The sequence below is a fragment of the Pandoraea terrigena genome, from assembly GCF_902459705.1.
GTDB lineage: Bacteria > Pseudomonadota > Gammaproteobacteria > Burkholderiales > Burkholderiaceae > Pandoraea > Pandoraea terrigena.
In genome coordinates this window covers 763,092-780,286 of the sequence record NZ_CABPRU010000001.1, presented here as the reverse complement: position 1 = coordinate 780,286, position 17,195 = coordinate 763,092, and the positions used below count along the sequence as shown (strand labels likewise).

The following is a 17,195-nucleotide window of genomic DNA, read 5'->3' as shown; positions in this document are numbered from 1 at the left end:
GGGGCGTTGTTCAGGGGGCTTCTCATGCCACGACACGCGGGCGACGCCTCATGCATCGCCTCACGTCGCGTGACTCGCCATCAAGCCGCGCGTTGCACGCGATAGCGTTCGAGCCAGTGCGCATACGGGGCGGGCAGCACCCACGATGGACGCGCCACGTCGAGTTCGCGCGCCGCGTAGTACGGCCAGTGCGGGTTAGCCAGCAGCGCACGGCCAATCATCACGAGATCCATCTGGCCGTCGGCCACCACGCGCTCCGCCGCATGCGGATCGTCGATGCTCCACGACGACGCCACGGCGATGCCGGCTTCCTTCTTGACGCGTTCGGCAATCGGCGCGAGGAACGCCGAGCCCCACGGAATATTCGCGGCGGGCGTCGAGAAACCGACGCTTACGTTGAGCAGATCGAGACCGCCCTCACGCATCTGGCGTGTTAGCGCGATCGATTCCGCCAGCGTCTCGTCATCGCGGCCGTCGTACTCGATCACGCCGAAACGCGCCGTGAGCGGCAGATGCTCGGGCCACACCTCGCGCACGGCGGCGAGCGTCTCGCGCAGGAAGCGGCTGCGGCCCGCGAGGTCGCCGCCATAGGCATCGTCGCGATGGTTCGCATGCACCGAGAAGAAGCTCTGCGCCAGATAGCCGTGCGCAAAGTGCAATTCGAGCCATTCGAAGCCCGCCGCCAGCGCCCGGCGCGCGGCCGCCACGAAGTCGGCTTTCACCCGTTCGATGTCGTCCAGCGTCATCGCCTTGGGCACCTTGCCGAGATGCGCACCGAAAGCGACTGCCGACGGCGAGATCGTCGGCCAGCCGCGCGAATCATCCTCACCGATGTGGTCGTCGCCCTCCCAGGGGCGGTTGGCGCTGGCCTTGCGACCGGCGTGCGCGATCTGGATGCCGGGCACCGCGCCGTGCGCCTTGATGGCCGACGCAATGCGCGCCATGCCTTGCGCCTGCTCGTCGTTCCACAGTCCCGTACATCCCGGGGAGATACGGCCTTCAGGCGAGACGGCGGTCGCCTCGACGATCACCAGCCCGGCGCCGCCACGCGCCAGACCGGCGTAATGGGCGAGGTGCCAGTCGTTGATGACGCCCTCGACGGCGCTGTACTGGCACATCGGCGGAATGGCCACGCGGTTGCGCAGCTTGACGCTTTTCAGTTCGAACGGGGAAAACAGGGCGGACATGGGGATTCTCTTGGAGTCTGGGGAAGCGGCGCTGGCGGACGAAGGACGCAACGGATGCCGGTATTCGGATGCCCGAGTTTCGCAGCGCGCCGACCGCGCAAGGTCGACAAGCGCCATGTTAGTCGCACATCTGTATAATGAAAACCACCAACACATTATCAAATTGATAACAGTTCATTATGGTAAATCCCCAATGGCTCAAATCGTTCGCGACACTCGCCGAGTTGGGTAACTTCACGCGCACCGCCGACCGGCTCGGACTCACGCAGGCGGCCGTGAGTCAGCACGTGAAGCATCTCGAAGCGGAGTTCGGGCCGTTGCTGGTGCGGCGCCCGCGCGCCATTGAACTCACGCCTGCTGGACAGGCGCTGCTGACCTACTGCCGCGAAGTCGAGTGCGCGGCCCGGCATCTGCGCTCGCGGCTGGACGATGCGGACGACGAATGCGGCGAGATCACGCTCATCACGCCGGGCAGCATCGGGCTATATCTGTGTCCCATCCTGCTCGACATGCAGAAGGCCAACCCGGCGATGGTCGTGCAACACCGCTTCGCACCCGACCGCGAGGTGCTCGAAGGCGTGTTGCAGAACCGTTTCGAACTGGGCTTGGTGACGTTGCGGCCGGACGATCCGCGGCTTGCGGCCACACCGTTCACGCAGGAGCCGCTCGAACTCGTGGTCCCGGCGGGGGAGGACGTGCACAAGTGGGAAGACCTGAAGCGCATCGGGTACATCGATCATCCGGACGGCGAGGCGATGTCGACGCGCTTGTTGAGCCGTCGCTTTCCGGGCAACCCCGGCGTACAGAGCCTGCCGTGCCGGGGCTGCACGAACCAGATCAGCCTGATTCTCGAATACGTTGCGCGTGGGCTGGGTTTCACCATCATTCCGCAATACGCGCGGCAGGCGTTCGCGTCGCAGGCGGCCATTCGCGTGGTGGACTGCGGCCCGCCGGTGGTCGACACGCTGTGGCTGATCCATCGCGCCGAGTGGCCGCTGTCCGCGCGCGCGCAACGCGCCGTGGCGCTGCTGCGCGAACGTGTCGACGCGCCGCGCGCGCGCGCCTTCGGCGGCGAACGGGTGTTGCAGCGCGCGGGCGCGTGAGCGGGCGGCTCCCGCGTCACGCGGCCCGCACGACACATCACACATCCGCGCGGTCGCGGCAACCGCGACCGCGCTCTCCGGCTCAACCCGCGCTGACCACGGCGGCAATCGCCTGACCGACTTCGGTCGTGTTCGCCTGCCCGCCCATGTCGCCGGTGCGCGGCCCCGACTTGATGACATGCGTGATCGCCGCGAGGATCGCGTCGTGCGCCTCGCACGCCCGGCCTTCGCCACGGCCGACAAAGTCGAGCATCATCGCAGCGGTCCAGATCATGCCGATCGGGTTGGCGATGTTCTTGCCCGCGATATCCGGCGCCGAGCCGTGCACCGGTTCGAACAGCGACGGGAATTTGCCTTCCGGATTCAGGTTGCCCGACGGCGCGATGCCGATGGTGCCGGTGCAGGCCGGACCCAGGTCCGACAGGATGTCGCCGAACAGATTCGACGCGACCACCACGTCGAAGCGATCCGGATTGAGCACGAAACGCGCGCACAGAATGTCGATGTGCTGCTTGTCCCACGTGATGTCGGGATACTTCGCCGCCGTCTCGGCCGCGCGCTTGTCCCACCACGGCATCGAGATCGAAATGCCATTGCTCTTGGTCGCCACCGTCACATGCTTGCGCTCGCGCTGCCGGGCCAGATCGAACGCAAACTTCAGCACGCGCTCCGTGCCGTGCCGCGTGAAGATCGACTCCTGCACGACGAACTCGCGCTCCGTGCCTTCGAACATCACGCCGCCGACGGACGAGTACTCGCCTTCGGTGTTCTCGCGCACGATCATGAAGTCGATATCGCCTGACTCGCGGCCCGCCAGCGGTGACGGCACACCGTCAAACAGACGCGCCGGACGCAGGTTGATGTACTGGTCGAACTCGCGACGGAACTTGAGCAGCGACCCCCACAGCGAGATATGGTCGGGCACCGTCTCGGGCCAGCCCACCGCACCGAACAGAATGGCGTCGACGCCGTCGAGCTGCTGCTTCCAGTCGTCCGGCATCATCTGACCATGCTTGGCGTAGTAGTCGCAGCTCGCCCACTCGATGTGCTGGTAGTCGATGGGAATGCCAAAGCGCTGGCAGGCGGCGTCGAGCACGCGCAGCCCTTCGGGCATCACCTCCTTGCCGATACCGTCACCCGGAATCACGGCGATCTTGAACGGACGCGCAGGGCGCTGGGACGTGTCGGTCATGGTCTGTCTCTCCTGAGGTTGGAACAATGACGCTAGGTTATTCCATTCCATCCCGGATAAAATCCCTCAATCGGTTAATCCACTATCCACGAATCGTGAATAAACCCCTCCCCGGCAACCCAAACCTCGACGATCTGCGCGTGTTCTGCCAGGTCGCCCGCCGCGCCAGCTTCTCGGCGGCAGCCGAAGCGCTGGGCGTCTCGCCCGCGTATGTGAGCAAGCGCGTCGGCATGCTCGAAGCCGACCTCGGCACGCGCTTGCTGCATCGCTCGACGCGGCGTGTCGCCATCACCGATGCCGGGGAACGGGTGTACGCCTGGGCGGAAAAAATTCTCGACGACGTGAACCACTTGATCGAGGACGTCTCCAGCACGCGGCAGGTGCCGCGCGGCACGCTGCGGGTGTCGAGCAGCTTCGGCTTCGGGCGGCATGCCGTGGCGCCCGCCATGTCGCGGCTGCGTGCGCGGTATCCACAACTCAATGTACGACTGGACCTGTTCGACCGGATCGTCGACGTGGCGGCGGAGGGGTACGACCTCGACGTGCGCATCGGCGACGACATCGCGCCGCATCTGATCGCTCGCAAGCTCGCGGACAATCATCGGGTACTGTGCGCATCGCGTGCCTACCTCGAGGCGCAGGGCACGCCGCGTCAATTGAGCGACCTGGCCGGCCATGCGTGCATCGTCATCAAGGAGCGCGATCATCCGTTCGGCATGTGGCGGCTGCAACAGCGTGGCGAGGCGGTGGCCCTCAAGGTGACGGGGCCGCTGTCGACGAACCACGGCGAAGTGGCCGTGCAGTGGGCGCTCGACGGACAGGGGATCGTGCTGCGGTCGATGTGGGACGTGGGCGCGCTCATCGCGCGCGGGGATCTGGTGCAGGTACTGCCCGACGTGACACAACCGGCCAACGTCTGGGCCGTGTATCCGTCTCGCGTGGCGTCTTCGGCCAAGGTCCGCGCCTGCGTGGAATTCCTCCGCGAGGAATTCCAGACGCCGGCGTGAGTCACGTCGCGACAGCACGCCGCGACGTGCGGCGCGCTGCTACGTCGCTACGCCATTACCGCAGCGTGAACGACGCCTGTTCGACATGTTGTGAATCGAGCCCGATCTGCACGTTGAACTCGCCGGGTTCCGCCACGTATTGCAGCTTCGCGTTGTAGAACTTCAGCAGGTTTTCATCGATGGCGAAGTGCACGGTGCGCGATTCGCCCGGCTTCAGGCTCACCTTCTCGAAACCCTTCAGTTCCTTGACGGGACGCACGATCGACGCGACAACGTCCTGCAGGTAGAGCTGCACGACAGTCGCCCCCTCGCGCTTGCCGGTGTTGCGCACCGTCACGCTCGCATCGAGCTTGCCACCGCGGGCGAGCGTCTTGCCCGATAGTGTCACCTTCGACACCGCGAACGAGGTGTAGCTCAGGCCATAGCCGAAGGCATACAACGGGCCCGAGTCTTCCTCGAAGTATTGCGACGTGTAGTTGGCCGGCTTGCCCGGCGTGAACGGCCGGCCGATGCGCAACTGGTTGTAGTAGGTCGGGATTTGACCGATCGAGCGCGGGAACGAGATCGGCAGCTTGCCCGACGGGTTGTAGTCGCCGAACAGCACGTCCGCAATCGCGTGGCCGCCTTCGGTGCCTGTGTACCACGTCTCGAGCATGGCGTCGGCGTTGGCCTTCGGCCAGTTCAGATCGAGCGGGCGGCCGTTCATCAGCACCACGACCAGCGGCTTGCCGGTCGCCTTGAGCGCCTGCAACAGCGCCAATTGGCTGCCCGGCAACGACAGACTCGTGCGGCTCGACGCCTCGTGCGACATGCCGCGCGCCTCACCCACCGCCACGATCAGCGTGTCGGCGTTGCGCGCGACTTGCACGGCTTCGTCGATCATCTGCTGCGGCGTTCGCTTGTCCTGCACGACCTCCGGATCATCCCAATCGAGGAAGTTGAGATACTGCACCACGCGCGGGTCGTCGGTGATGTTCGCGCCGCGCGCATAGGTCACCTTCGCCTGCGGGCCGAGCGCGTCGCGCACGCCTTGCAGCAGGGTAACGGCCTGCGTCGCCACGCCCGCCGCCGACCAGCTCCCGAGGATGTCGATCTTCGCATCCGCGAGCGGGCCGATCACCGCGACCTTGCCCGCCTTGGCGAGCGGCAGCGTGTCGTGCCGGTTCTCCAGCAAAACGATGGACTTGCGCGCAGCGTCGCGCGCGGCGTCGCGATGCAGACGGCTCTGCGCGTTCACGTCCTTCGGATCCTGCGCCGCGCTACCGATCCGGCGATACGGGTCGGCAAACAGGCCCATGTCGTATTTCGCGCCGAGGACCTCGCGCACCGCGTCGTCGATGTCGCGCATCGGCACCTCGCCCGACTTCACGAGCCCCGGCAATTGCTTGAGGTACTGCACGTCGGCCATGCTCATGTCGACGCCCGCCTCGATGGCCAGCTTCGCGGCCTCGCGGCCGTCCTTCGCCACGCCGTGGCGCATCAGTTCTTCGATCGCGCCGTGATCGCTCACGGTCACGCCCTTGAAGCCCCATTCGTCACGCAGTAGATCGCGCAGCAGCCACTTGTTCGACGTGGCCGGTGTGCCGTTGATGGAGTTCAGCGCGATCATCACGCCGCCCGCCCCCGCATCGATCCCGGCCCGGTACGGCGGCAGATAGTCCTGGTACATGCGCATCGGACTCATGTCGACAACGTTGTAGTCGCGCCCGCCCTCGACGGCGCCGTACAGCGCGAAATGCTTCACGAAGGCCATCAGGCTGTCCGGGTTGGCCGGCGACGTGCCCTGGAATCCCTGCACGCTCGCGCGCGCCGCTTGCGAGACGAGGTACGGGTCTTCGCCGAAACCTTCCGACGTGCGCCCCCAGCGCGGATCACGCGAGATATCGACCATCGGCGCGAATGTCGCGTCCAGCCCGTCGGCGCTCGCTTCGATGGCGGCCACGCGGGCGGCTTGCTTCACGACCGACATATCCCAGCTCGACGCCAGTCCGAGACTGATCGGAAACACGGTGCGATGCCCATGCACGATGTCGTAGGCGAAGAAGATCGGAATCTTCAGGCGGCTATGCTTGACGGCTGCGTCCTGCAGCGGGCGATTGTCGGCGCGGGTGACTGAGTTGAACGTGCCCCCCACGTGACCGGCGGCGATCTCCTTGATGAGCTGCGGCTGCGGCATGTCCGAGCCGATGCTGATCAGGCGCAACTGGCCAACCTTCTCGTCGAGCGTCATGTGCGCGATAAGATCGTCGATGAACGCCCGCTTGGCGGCGGGAGACGGCATGGCCGCCGGGGTCGTGTGCGCAGCGCCGTTATCCGGGGCCGCAGGCGCGTCGGCAAAGGCCGGCGCCGTCGCGAGACTGGCCGCGAGCGCCAGTGCGGAGAACATTCTCATTTGTTAACGATCCAATGTGGCGCGACGAAAGCGGTGAAAGGATGCCCGGTGAAATCGCATGCCGCAGCGCCTTGCGTCGTATCAACTTGCGTTACCCATGCCGGTGCAGCGGGCCGGGTGTCTAACACGAAGTGCGAAGTGCGATACTTTGCCACAATTGGCATTTCCCGAAGGATGTCGTCCCGGCTTTCGCGAAAATCGCACTGCCGTGGGGCACGAAACGGGACGCCGTACCGGGACGCCATGCCGGCACGCATCACGCCCCCAACAACTGGAGAAATTCGTGGTTCTGCTTCCCCTCGCCAAGTCTTGGCATCGACGCGCACATGCGCTCATGTCCGCCTTCGTCTCGGGTGTCGCCCTACTGGGCGCCGCGCATGCGCATGCATTCTCGCTCGACGACGTGACCGCCCGTGCGAAAGCACTCGCCGACAAGCCCTATGTCGCGCCAGTGAGCAATCTCACGCCCGCGTTCGCCAAGATGCCGTTCGCCGACTACATCAAGATCCAGCCGCGGCGCGACGCCTTCGAATGGAACGATCAGCCCACGCCGTTCAAGCTGGGCTTCTATCACCAGGGCATGCAGTTCAGCACGCCGGTGAAGATCAACGAAGTCATCGGCACCGGTCCCCACGCGAAGATCGACGAAATCAAGTACGACAGCAGCCGCTTCGACTTCGGCGATCTCAAGCTCGACCGCAGCGCCACGCACAACCTCGGCTACGCAGGCTTTCGTGTGCTGTATCCGATCAACGAACCGGGCAGGCTCGACGAAATCATGAGCGTGCTCGGCGCGAGCTACTTCCGGGTGATCGGCAAGGGCCAGGTCTACGGCCTGTCGGCGCGCGGCCTGGCCATCGACACGGGCCTGCCCATCGCCGAGGAATTCCCGGCGTTTCGCGAGTTCTGGATCGAGCGACCGAACGCGGGCGACAAGCACCTGGTGTTCTACGCGCTGCTCGACTCGAAGCGCGCCACCGGCGCCTACCGTTTTGATCTGACGCCTGGCGAGGATTCGCTGTTGAAGGTGCAGGCGCGGGTCTTCCTGCGTGCTCCGGTGACCAAGCTAGGCATCGCACCGCTCACGAGCATGTTCCTGTTCGGGCCGAACCAGCAGCGCGATGCGTACAACTTCCGTCCGGCATTGCACGATTCGAACGGCCTGGCCATTCACGCCGGCAACGGCGAATGGATCTGGCGTCCGCTGAACAATCCGCGCAATCTCGCCATCAGCCAGTTCCAGGTGACGAATCCGCGCGGCTTCGGCCTGCTCCAGCGCGGGCGCGATTTCGCGCAATACGAAGACCTGAAGGATCGTTATGACCTGCGCCCGAGCGCCTGGATCGAACCGCAGGGTGACTGGGGCAAGGGCCATATCGAACTGGTGGAACTCCCGTCGCCGGACGAGACCAACGACAACATCGGCGCGTTCTGGACGCCCGACCGTTTGCCGCCGAAGGGGCAGCCGCTGCAGGCCGATTACACGATCCGCTGGACCATGAACGAGCGCGGCATCGTCGATCGTCGCCTGGCCTGGGTGAAGCAGACGCTGCGCTCCGCCGGCGAGATTACGCAAGCCAACCTGATCCGTCACTTCGACGGCAGCACGGGGCTGATCGTGGACTTCGACGGCGGTCCGCTCGCCTCGCTGCCCGCGGGATCGGTCACGCCGCAGGTCAGCGTGAGCGATAACGCCACCCTCATCGAGCAGACGCTGCAACCGAACCCGGTCACACATGGCATGCGCTTGAATCTGCGCGTGATGGTCAAGGACCCGGCCAAGGTCGTGGAACTGCGTGCCGCCCTGGTCTCCGGGGGCAAGGCCGTGAGCGAGACATGGAGTTATCAGCTCCCGCCGTTCTCCGTTGCCAAGCAATAAGTTGCATCCCGCATCTTCGTGCGGCGGCGTTCTGCCGCCGCACACCGCCCCCGCCTTGCCTCCGTCATCACCCAAATTAAACAGTCACTTACGTTCCGCGTTTTCTCCTGTAAAACCCTAAAGCGTGCAAATTGTCCTTGCAGCAGGCAGTCGTTTCGCGTTTACTGCATGCACAATATTGCATAAATAGCTGCCCATCGAGGTTCGTTGAGGCAGTCGGCTTCCTTGGCGACGGCCCGCGGCCGAGCCAACGAGGCCCGGCCTGGTGCCGATGGTGTCGGTCAAGACATCCCCAAGACTCTCCGCGTTTCGACGGAGGGCGGATTCGTTATGGAGACACTCGCATGCGACCTATCGACGTACATCAGTTGGCCGACGACGCCCGCTTGAACGGCTATCACTACCGCATCCTGCTCTGGTGCGCGCTCATCATCATCTTCGACGGCTACGACCTCGCGGTGGCGGGCATCGCATTGCCATCGATCATGAAAGCGATGAACGTGGACGCCACCAGCGCCGGCTTCATGGTCAGCGCCGCCCTCTTCGGCATGATGTTCGGCGCGATCGCGATGGGCATGGTGGCCGACAGCATCGGCCGTCGCAAAGCCATCGCCATTTGCGTGTTGATGTTCTCGCTGTTCACTGCCACGGCCGGATTCACGCACGAGCCGATCAGCTTCTCCGTGACACGCTTCTTCGCGGGCGTCGGCATTGGCGGCGTGATGCCGATCGTGGTCGCGCAAATGACCGAGTACGCGCCGCGTCGCCTGCGCGCCACGCTCGTCACGCTCATGTTCTCGGGCTATTCAGTGGGCGGCATGCTCGCCGCGCTGCTTGGCAAGGGGCTGATCGAGACGCACGGCTGGCAGTCCGTCTTTCTGGCAGCCGGTCTGCCCGCGCTGCTCGTACCATTCGCGATGCGCGCGCTGCCGGAGTCGATGCCGTTCCTGATCCGCACCGGCCGGATCGACGCACTCAAGCAAGTGCTTGCGCGCCTCGATCCGGATTATGTCGCGCAGCCGGGCGACCAGTTCGCGCTGCCTGCCACGGATCGCAAGCAGGCCGCGCCGCTCTCGCGCCTGTTCCAGGACGGACGCGGCGTGAGCACGGTCATGCTGTGGGTCGCGTTCTTCATGTGTTTGTTCATGGTGTATGCGCTCAGCTCGTGGCTCGCGAAGCTCATGGCAAGCGCCGGTTACAGCCTCGGCTCGGCGCTCACGTTCGTGCTCGTGCTGAACTTCGGCGCGATGCTCGGCGCCATCGGCGGCGGCTGGCTCGCGGACCGCTGCAACATCAAGTACGTGCTCGTGGGCATGTATGCGCTCGCCGCCGTGTCCATCACGCTGCTCGGGGTCAAGGTACCGACGCCGGTGCTGTTCGTACTGGTGGGATTGGCCGGGGCGTCGACCATCGGCACGCAGATCGTGACCTACGCCTATGCCGGACAGTTCTATCCGATGGCCGCGCGCGGCACGGGCATCGGCTGGGCTTCCGGGGTGGGACGCAGCGGTGCCATTCTCGCGCCCATCGCGATCGGCATGCTGGTGACCCTCTCGCTGCCGTTGCAGCAAAACTTTATGGCGATCGCGATTCCCGCCGTCATCGCCGTCGTTGCTGTGTTGTTGATCGACCACAAGAAATCGGCGTCGGTCCAGCAGCAAACCGAGACGCCCTCGCGCAGCACGGCGGCAAAACTCGCGAACGGCGCGGGAGAACCCGCGTAATCTCGCGCGTCAAGATGACCTCGGCGGTCAACGTCCAACGTCATGGCATGGCGACGCAACCGTGCGTCGCCATGCGAAAATGCGCGCCGCAGCGGTCATGGGAACGACGGCGGCTTTCAGTGACGCAACGCGCCGGTGCCGGGGCAATCCACCAACGCCCGGCGTATCCGCGGCACAGGAAAATTTCCTTTAACCCGAGCGCCTCGGGCGCCCATATCCAGCGATCCGTCCCAACGGACAATCTGGGGAAAATCAATATGCCGCGTATTGCTTTGCTGAGTGCCCTCGTACTGACCGTCGCCCACGCGCCGGCCTTTGCCGCCCACGCCAACGACGCGACCGTCGTCAACCTCTCCACCCGACAAGTCATCGCCAGTGATGCCGTGTTTCGCGGCAGCCAGGCCGCCACACTCGGCACCGACGCGCTGCGCAACGCGCACGGCAGTTTCGGCGTCAACGTCGCCGCTGGCGCGCTCAACTTGCAGTCGAACGAGTTGGTGCTGGCGAACGCGTCGCACGTGGCGATCGATACCCGCCAGACGATTCGCAATACGACAGTACTGACCGGCGTGCCGAATGCGTCGCTGGGCGATCGTGCGCTGATGGGCGCCTCGGGCAATCTCGGTGTCAACGTGGTGGCCGGCGTCGCCAACGCGCAGGCCAACGCGCTCGCCATTCATTGACACCCCGGCGAGACCTCACCCGGCCGGCGACACTCGGCCGCGTGAGGTATTCGCCAATGGCAGTGCCGACGCGCGCTTACCCATTCGCCCCGTTCGCCCGGCCCACCGCGCCGAAGCGCCACGACAGCCGACGCGCCGCCGCCAGCAAGGCCTGCGCCGGCGCTGCATCGAGCGCGGTATCAAAACTCCCCGCCGACCCCATCAGCGCAAGCACCAGCGTCACTTCCCCCGTGTGATCGAACACCGGCACCGCCACCGTGTCGATGCCGGGCACCGGATTGCTCTGCGCCGTGTCGAATCGTAGTTCGCGAATGGTCTTCAGCCGTGCAGCAAAGTCGACCGGGGGCGTCGTTGCGCGTCCTTCCGCGCCGAGGCCCGCCATGCGCACGGACTCCTGCGCGAGCATGCCGTCGAGCACCGCTTCGGGCAGGAATGCGGCGAACGTGCGGCCAATGGCGGTGTTCACCAACGAGAGCACGGTGCCGATGCGCAAGCTCACATGCTGCGGACGCATCGCCTCTTCAAGTCGAACCACCGTGGGGCCGACCGGCCCCAGCACCGCCATCGCGGCCGACAGGCCGGTAGCCTGCGCCAGCGCGAGAATCTCCGGCTCGGCTTCGCCCGTGGGTGAGAGACGCTGTAAAGCCATCAACCCCAGTTCGAGGCTCAGCGCCCCCGCCTCGAAATTGCCGTTGGCGTCACGCGAGAGCAGGCCTGCGCGTTGCAAGCTCACGAGATGCGGATGCGCCTTCGCCGGCGCCATCCCCGCTTCGCGCGCCAACGTATTGAGCGGCAACGGACGCCCCGCCGCCGCCAGTGCCTCGAGCAACGCTCCAGTACTTTCCAGCGCCTGGATGCCGCGTTGCGGTTTCACGGGCGTCGAGGCCACGCCGTCCGTCACCTCGTGCGTTTGCGCTGGGCGTCGTGTCGCGTTCATGCGCCCTCCTTGCCGGTCTCACCGTCTTCGTCACGAACGTCGACTTGCGCGGCGATGGCGCTCGCGGTCGCGCGCAAGGCCTTCGCCGCCGCGCCGTCCCACGCGACATCGAGCGCCGCCGTCGGCCCGATCGCGGTGAGCGCCAGACGCAGCCGCCCGCTCGCGTCGAACACCGGCGCGCACAGGCTGCTCACCGAGGGACTCGGTGTGTTTACGCTGCGCGACGCACCCTGCGCGCGTGTCTCGTCGAGCAGCACGTCGAAACGGTCGCGCTCCGCCGGCGATGCCGGCATCTGTTCACGCCACGCCTGCGGCCACTGCCCCTGCGGGGTGAAGGCGCAGAACACACGCCCGGTCGATGTCGTCGTGAGCGACATGACCGACCCCACATGAAGATTCACATGCAGCGGGAACGCCGCACGCTCGAAGTGCACGACCAGCGGCCCCTGCGGAGCGCTCGTGCAGATCGCAACACACAAGCCGGTCTCCCGTGCCAATGCGACGACACGCGGCACGGCCGCGCGATACGCGGGATCGTTCTCGAGATGCAACAGCGCAAGACGCAACGTCATCGGGCCCGGCGTGTAGTCGCCCGACATCGGGTCGCGCTTGAGCAAGCCGAGCCGCGTGAGGCTCACCAGATACGGATGCGCCTGCGCGGGCGGTAGCCCGGCGAGCGCGGCGAGATCGCCCGGCCCCAGCGCGCGACGCGCCTGCGCCAGCGCCTGGAGCACACGGGCCGCCACGTCCACGCTTTGCACACCGCGCGACGCGCGCCCGGGTTGCCCGCTCGCGTCAGCCGCGCCATCCATCGGAATTCGGTTCATGCGATCAAGAGAGACTGGCTCCCAAAGGAAAATGGCCTAGATTCTAAACAAGTCGACGCCTGCCTTTGCATCGATCCCGAGGTTTCCCAGGGTTAACCCAGGACTGGACCGTCATCCCATCGCCCATCTCTGCACATTAGCAAATAACAATCACATTTGTCATTGACAAATATTCGGAGCGTTTCGTAAGATGCCTTCATCTACCCCATTCGTCGCATCATCCCCGCACACGAGATAAGAGAGAGACAAGCATGGCCAAAGCATTCGCCTCCCAAGCCGACCTGGAAGCCAAGAAGGTCACGTTCACCCAACTGTCGGAAAACACCTGGGCCTACACCGCCGAGGGCGATCCGAACTCCGGCGTCATCATCGGCGACGACGGCGTGATGATCGTCGACACGACGGCCACGCCCGCGATGGCGCAGGATCTCATCGCAAAGATCCGCACGATCACCGACAAGCCGATCAAGTATGTGGTGCTCTCGCACTATCACGCCGTGCGCGTGCTGGGTGCATCGGCCTACTTCGCCGAAGGCGCGCAGCAGATCATCGCGAGCCGCGGCACGTACGAGATGATCGTCGAGCGCGGCGAAGCCGACATGAAGTCGGAGATCGAGCGCTTTCCGCGCCTGTTCGCGGGTGTCGAGACAGTGCCCGGCCTTACGTGGCCGACGCTCGTCTTCGAGAAGGAAATCACGCTCTTCCTCGGCAAGCTCGAAGTGAAGATCGCGCACCTCGGTTCCGGTCATACCAAGGGCGACACCGTGGTGTGGCTGCCGTCGCAAAAGGTGCTGTTCTCAGGCGACCTCGTCGAGTACGACGCGGCCTGCTACACCGGCGACGCGCAACTCGCCGAATGGCCGGCCACGCTCGATGCGCTGTCCGCGCTCGGTGCCGAGAAGCTCGTGCCGGGCCGGGGTCCTGCCCTGACCACGCCGGACGACGTCGCCAAGGGCCTCGCGTACACGAAGGACTTCGTGACGACGTTGTTCGAAGCGGGCAAGCAGGCGGTCGAACAGAAGCTCGACCTGAAGGGCGCGATGGCGCTCACGCGCCGCGAGATGGATCCCAAGTTCGGTCATGTGTTCATCTACGAACACTGCCTGCCGTTCGACGTGACCCGCGCGTTCGACGAAGCGAGCGGCATCACGCATCCGCGCATCTGGACGGCGCAGCGCGACAAGGAAATGTGGACCGCGCTGCAGAACTGACTTTGCGCAGATCGGCCCCGGCGCGGCAGTAGGTACCGCACCGGGGCGCAACATCAAAAGCAAAAGCAAAAAAGTGGAACCCACCGGGGCAATGGCGCCGGCGCGGTGCCGCCGATGGAGACATTGCATGAGCAGCATCGATTACCAGCACCTGACGTTCGATTACCAGCCGTGCGCCGAACAGTCCGGTAATGCCCCGAATGCGCCGCACCCAGTCATCGTGGTCGGCGCCGGGCCGGTGGGACTGGCCAGCGCCATCGATCTCGCGCAGCAGGGCGTGCCGGTGATCGTCCTCGACGACGATTGCACGCTCTCGGCCGGCTCGCGCGCCATCTGCTTCGCCAAGCGCACGCTCGATATCTTCGACCGTCTCGGCTGCGGCGAGCGCATGGTGCAAAAAGGTGTGTGCTGGAACGTCGGTCGCGTATTCCTGCGCGATCAGGAAGTCTACAACTTCAACCTGCTGCCGGAAGCCGGACACCATCGTCCGGCGTTCATCAACCTCCAGCAGTATTACGTCGAAGGCTATCTGTACGAGCGCGCGCGCGAACTGCCCAACATCGATATTCGCTGGAAGCACAAGGTCGTGGGGCTCACGCAGCAGGGCACGCCCGGGTCGCCCGAGGCGAGCGTCACGCTCACGGTCGAGACGCCCGACGGCAACTATCAGACCCGTGCGCGTTACGTCGTGGCCGCCGACGGGTCGCGCAGTCCGTTGCGCAAGTTGATTGGCGTGGACAGCCACGGGCGCACCTTCAAGGACCGCTTCCTGATCGCCGACGTGAAGATGACGGCCGACTTTCCGACCGAGCGCTGGTTCTGGTTCGATCCGCCGTTCCATCCGAATCAGTCCGTGCTGCTGCATCGTCAACCGGACAACGTGTGGCGCATCGACTTCCAGTTGGGATGGGACGCCGACCCGGCCCTCGAGAAGACCCCCGAGCGCGTGATCCCGCGCGTGCAGGCCCTGCTCGGCCCGGATGCCAAGTTCACGCTGGAGTGGGTCAGCGTCTACACCTTCTCGTGCCTGCGCATGGACGACTTCCGACATGGTCAGGTGCTGTTCGCCGGGGACTCGGCCCATGGCGTATCGCCGTTCGGCGCGCGCGGCGCGAACAGCGGCGTGCAGGATGCCGAGAACCTCGTGTGGAAACTGGCGCTGGTACTCGCCGGCCAGGCGCCGGATACGCTGCTCGATACCTACGCGCGTGAGCGTGAATTCGCCGCTGACGAGAACATCCGCAACTCGACGCGCTCCACCGATTTCATCACGCCGAAGAGCCCCGTCTCGCGTGTCTTTCGCGATGCCGTGCTGACGCTCGCCCGCGATCACGCGTTTGCACGTCAGTTGGTCAACAGCGGACGGCTGTCCGTGCCTGCCGTGCTGAGCGAGTCGACGCTGAACACGCCCGAGCGCGACACGTTCGCCGGACGCATGCAGCCGGGGGCCGCCTGCGTCGACGCGCCGCTTGTCCGGCATGGGCAGGACGGCTGGTTGCTGCCGCGCTTGGGGGGACGCTTCGTCGCGCTGGTGTTCGGTGCGCCCGCGTCGCTCGACGCCGCATCCCTCGCCGCCCTTGACGCCCTCGCGAACGACAGCGTGCCGGTCATGCCGGTGTTCGTCACGCCGGATGCCGAAGCCGTGCGGGATGCGCACGACGAGCCCCACAGTGTCTGGCACGACGCGCAAGGCCTGGCCGCGCAACGCTATGACGCCGCGCCAGGGACGGTGTACCTGGTTCGTCCCGATCAGCACGTGTGTGCACGGTGGCGCAGCGTCGACGCTGCGGCGATTGCCTCCGGGCGCGAACGTGCCCTGGGACGCACGGCACCGGACGTCGCGCCGACGCAATGCGCGGCTTGACGTCCTTCTGACCGAGCGCATCGACTCATATTCCGACCCCACCGATCCCGCAGTAAGGAGCCCCTTTCATGGCACTCGATACACAACCGCGCCTGATGTGTCCGGACGATTTCTACGAAGCCCTGATCGACATGCACCGAGATCTCGACGAGGCGCAGAGTCAGGCGGCCAACGCGCAACTGATCCTGCTGCTCGCCAACCAGATCGGCGATCACGACACGCTGATTTCGGCGCTCCGCCTGGCACGCGCCGGCGCGCTGGGCAACGCGGCGCACTGATCGCCGGACGGGTCGCCCTCGTGGCACAAGCAAACGGGGCGCCCTGCCATCGGGCGCCCCGCTTTGTTTGTCGCGAGACAGCATGCGCCCCGCGCGTGCGGACGTTACACCACCACCATCTGCGAGATCTTCTGCGCCGCCGATAGCAGCGGGGCGAGGAATCTTGCTTCCATGTCGGCCGCCGGCGTGCGATTGGCCTGACCGCTGACGTTCATCGCGGCAATCACCTGCCCCGCGCGGTTGCGAATCGGTGCGGCAATCGAAATCATCCCCTCTTCCAGCTCCTGGTCGACGATGGCCCACCCCTGGGCGCGCACGTCGAAAATGCGCTGACGCAAGGTGTCGACATCCGTCACCGTGCGGCGCGTGTGCTGGCGAATGTCCGCGCGGCGCAAGGCGGCGTCGAGTTCGTCGTCGGGCAACGCCGAGAGCATGACGCGTCCCATCGAGGTGCACCACGCGGGCAGACGGCTGCCGATCGACAGGTTGATCGACATCACCTTGCGCACCGGCACGCGCAGGACATAGACGATGTCGTCGCCATCGAGCACGGAGGCAGAGCTGCTCTCATTCACCTGCTGCACCAGCGCCTCCATGAACGGCTCGGCCAGATTCCACAGCGGCATCGACGTCAGATACGAAAAGCCGAGGTCGAGAATACGTGGCGTGAGCCGAAACAGGCGCCCTTCGCTGCGCACGTAGCCCAGCGCTTCGAGCGTGAGCAGAATGCGGCGCGCCCCGGCCCGCGTCAGGCCAGACGCCTGCGCGACTTCCGAGAGCGTCTGCGCCGGGCGCGTCGCATTGAACGCCTTGACCACGGCCAGCCCGCGCGCGAACGACTGCACGTAGGAGTCACCCGGTTTCTTGTCGGTCGGTTCGGTAGCGTCGTTGGGCACGGGTGTCATGGAAAA

Annotated in this window: 14 protein-coding genes; 8 read left to right on the top strand and 6 right to left on the bottom strand. The window is 65.6% G+C overall.

What is annotated here, in order from left to right:
* Window positions 1-80 precede the first annotated feature (80 nt).
* Entirely contained in the window at window positions 81-1,187 is a 1,107-nt protein-coding gene (locus PTE31013_RS03570) for an NADH:flavin oxidoreductase/NADH oxidase (protein ID WP_150611418.1), read from the bottom strand.
* A 179-nt stretch (window positions 1,188-1,366) separates the two neighbouring features.
* Between PTE31013_RS03570 and PTE31013_RS03565 the strand changes: the two genes are divergently transcribed.
* Window positions 1,367-2,290: a LysR family transcriptional regulator gene (locus tag PTE31013_RS03565; protein ID WP_150611417.1), complete on the top strand. Its 924-nt coding sequence runs from the start codon at window positions 1,367-1,369 to the stop codon at window positions 2,288-2,290.
* Between the two features lie 82 nt (window positions 2,291-2,372).
* Here the strand turns inward: PTE31013_RS03565 and PTE31013_RS03560 are convergent, their stop codons facing one another.
* Window positions 2,373-3,482, bottom strand: a complete 1,110-nt coding sequence (locus tag PTE31013_RS03560; protein WP_150611416.1) for a tartrate dehydrogenase — start codon at window positions 3,480-3,482, stop codon at window positions 2,373-2,375.
* A 95-nt stretch (window positions 3,483-3,577) separates the two neighbouring features.
* Between PTE31013_RS03560 and PTE31013_RS03555 the strand changes: the two genes are divergently transcribed.
* Complete coding sequence (locus PTE31013_RS03555; RefSeq protein ID WP_150611415.1) at window positions 3,578-4,489, top strand: LysR family transcriptional regulator; 912 nt, start codon at window positions 3,578-3,580, stop codon at window positions 4,487-4,489.
* A gap of 55 nt (window positions 4,490-4,544) precedes the next feature.
* Here the strand turns inward: PTE31013_RS03555 and bglX are convergent, their stop codons facing one another.
* Window positions 4,545-6,875: a beta-glucosidase BglX gene (bglX, locus tag PTE31013_RS03550; RefSeq protein ID WP_174978426.1), complete on the bottom strand. Its 2,331-nt coding sequence runs from the start codon at window positions 6,873-6,875 to the stop codon at window positions 4,545-4,547.
* A gap of 340 nt (window positions 6,876-7,215) precedes the next feature.
* Between bglX and PTE31013_RS03545 the strand changes: the two genes are divergently transcribed.
* The 3 genes from PTE31013_RS03545 (at window position 7,216) to PTE31013_RS03535 (ending at window position 11,167) form a co-directional block, all read left to right on the top strand.
* Complete coding sequence (locus tag PTE31013_RS03545; protein WP_150611598.1) at window positions 7,216-8,760, top strand: glucan biosynthesis protein G; 1,545 nt, start codon at window positions 7,216-7,218, stop codon at window positions 8,758-8,760.
* A gap of 344 nt (window positions 8,761-9,104) precedes the next feature.
* On the top strand, window positions 9,105-10,484 hold the full coding sequence (locus PTE31013_RS03540; protein WP_150611413.1) for an MFS transporter: 1,380 nt from the start codon (window positions 9,105-9,107) through the stop codon (window positions 10,482-10,484).
* A 257-nt stretch (window positions 10,485-10,741) separates the two neighbouring features.
* Complete coding sequence (locus PTE31013_RS03535; protein ID WP_150611412.1) at window positions 10,742-11,167, top strand: hypothetical protein; 426 nt, start codon at window positions 10,742-10,744, stop codon at window positions 11,165-11,167.
* Window positions 11,168-11,243: 76 nt separating this feature from the next.
* On the opposite strand, the gene PTE31013_RS03530 is transcribed toward PTE31013_RS03535, so the two are convergent.
* The gene (locus PTE31013_RS03530) at window positions 11,244-12,104 is read right to left on the bottom strand and encodes an IclR family transcriptional regulator (RefSeq protein ID WP_246173874.1); all 861 of its coding nucleotides are present in this window, start codon (window positions 12,102-12,104) and stop codon (window positions 11,244-11,246) included.
* Entirely contained in the window at window positions 12,101-12,931 is an 831-nt protein-coding gene (locus PTE31013_RS03525) for an IclR family transcriptional regulator (RefSeq protein ID WP_246173873.1), read from the bottom strand. The genes PTE31013_RS03530 and PTE31013_RS03525 overlap by 4 nt, the downstream gene beginning before the upstream one ends.
* A gap of 251 nt (window positions 12,932-13,182) precedes the next feature.
* Here PTE31013_RS03525 and PTE31013_RS03520 point away from each other — a divergent pair, with 251 nt between their 5' ends.
* The 3 genes from PTE31013_RS03520 to PTE31013_RS03510 all read left to right on the top strand — a co-directional run bounded on the left by PTE31013_RS03520 (window position 13,183) and on the right by PTE31013_RS03510 (window position 16,284).
* Window positions 13,183-14,142, top strand: a complete 960-nt coding sequence (locus PTE31013_RS03520) for an MBL fold metallo-hydrolase (RefSeq protein ID WP_150611411.1) — start codon at window positions 13,183-13,185, stop codon at window positions 14,140-14,142.
* 127 nt (window positions 14,143-14,269) lie between these two features.
* A complete protein-coding gene (locus PTE31013_RS03515) occupies window positions 14,270-16,006 on the top strand; it encodes an FAD-dependent oxidoreductase (RefSeq protein ID WP_150611410.1) in 1,737 nt (578 codons plus the stop codon).
* A 68-nt stretch (window positions 16,007-16,074) separates the two neighbouring features.
* Complete coding sequence (locus tag PTE31013_RS03510) at window positions 16,075-16,284, top strand: DUF2783 domain-containing protein (RefSeq protein ID WP_150611409.1); 210 nt, start codon at window positions 16,075-16,077, stop codon at window positions 16,282-16,284.
* 104 nt (window positions 16,285-16,388) lie between these two features.
* Here the strand turns inward: PTE31013_RS03510 and PTE31013_RS03505 are convergent, their stop codons facing one another.
* On the bottom strand, window positions 16,389-17,189 hold the full coding sequence (locus tag PTE31013_RS03505) for an IclR family transcriptional regulator (protein ID WP_150611408.1): 801 nt from the start codon (window positions 17,187-17,189) through the stop codon (window positions 16,389-16,391).
* Window positions 17,190-17,195: the final 6 nt, after the last annotated feature.

Bases quoted from the DNA above. Each gene is read 5' to 3' on its own strand.
- PTE31013_RS03570 (WP_150611418.1), bottom strand. From the start codon at position 1,187: ATGTCCGCCCTGTTTTCCCCGTTCGAACTGAAAAGCGTCAAGCTGCGC.
- PTE31013_RS03565 (WP_150611417.1), top strand. From the start codon at position 1,367: ATGGTAAATCCCCAATGGCTCAAATCGTTCGCGACACTCGCCGAGTTG.
- PTE31013_RS03560 (WP_150611416.1), bottom strand. From the start codon at position 3,482: ATGACCGACACGTCCCAGCGCCCTGCGCGTCCGTTCAAGATCGCCGTG.
- bglX (WP_174978426.1), bottom strand. From the start codon at position 6,875: ATGTTCTCCGCACTGGCGCTCGCGGCCAGTCTCGCGACGGCGCCGGCC.
- PTE31013_RS03545 (WP_150611598.1), top strand. From the start codon at position 7,216: ATGTCCGCCTTCGTCTCGGGTGTCGCCCTACTGGGCGCCGCGCATGCG.
- PTE31013_RS03540 (WP_150611413.1), top strand. From the start codon at position 9,105: ATGCGACCTATCGACGTACATCAGTTGGCCGACGACGCCCGCTTGAAC.
- PTE31013_RS03535 (WP_150611412.1), top strand. From the start codon at position 10,742: ATGCCGCGTATTGCTTTGCTGAGTGCCCTCGTACTGACCGTCGCCCAC.
- PTE31013_RS03530 (WP_246173874.1), bottom strand. From the start codon at position 12,104: ATGAACGCGACACGACGCCCAGCGCAAACGCACGAGGTGACGGACGGC.
- PTE31013_RS03525 (WP_246173873.1), bottom strand. From the start codon at position 12,931: ATGAACCGAATTCCGATGGATGGCGCGGCTGACGCGAGCGGGCAACCC.
- PTE31013_RS03520 (WP_150611411.1), top strand. From the start codon at position 13,183: ATGGCCAAAGCATTCGCCTCCCAAGCCGACCTGGAAGCCAAGAAGGTC.
- PTE31013_RS03515 (WP_150611410.1), top strand. From the start codon at position 14,270: ATGAGCAGCATCGATTACCAGCACCTGACGTTCGATTACCAGCCGTGC.
- PTE31013_RS03510 (WP_150611409.1), top strand. From the start codon at position 16,075: ATGGCACTCGATACACAACCGCGCCTGATGTGTCCGGACGATTTCTAC.
- PTE31013_RS03505 (WP_150611408.1), bottom strand. From the start codon at position 17,189: ATGACACCCGTGCCCAACGACGCTACCGAACCGACCGACAAGAAACCG.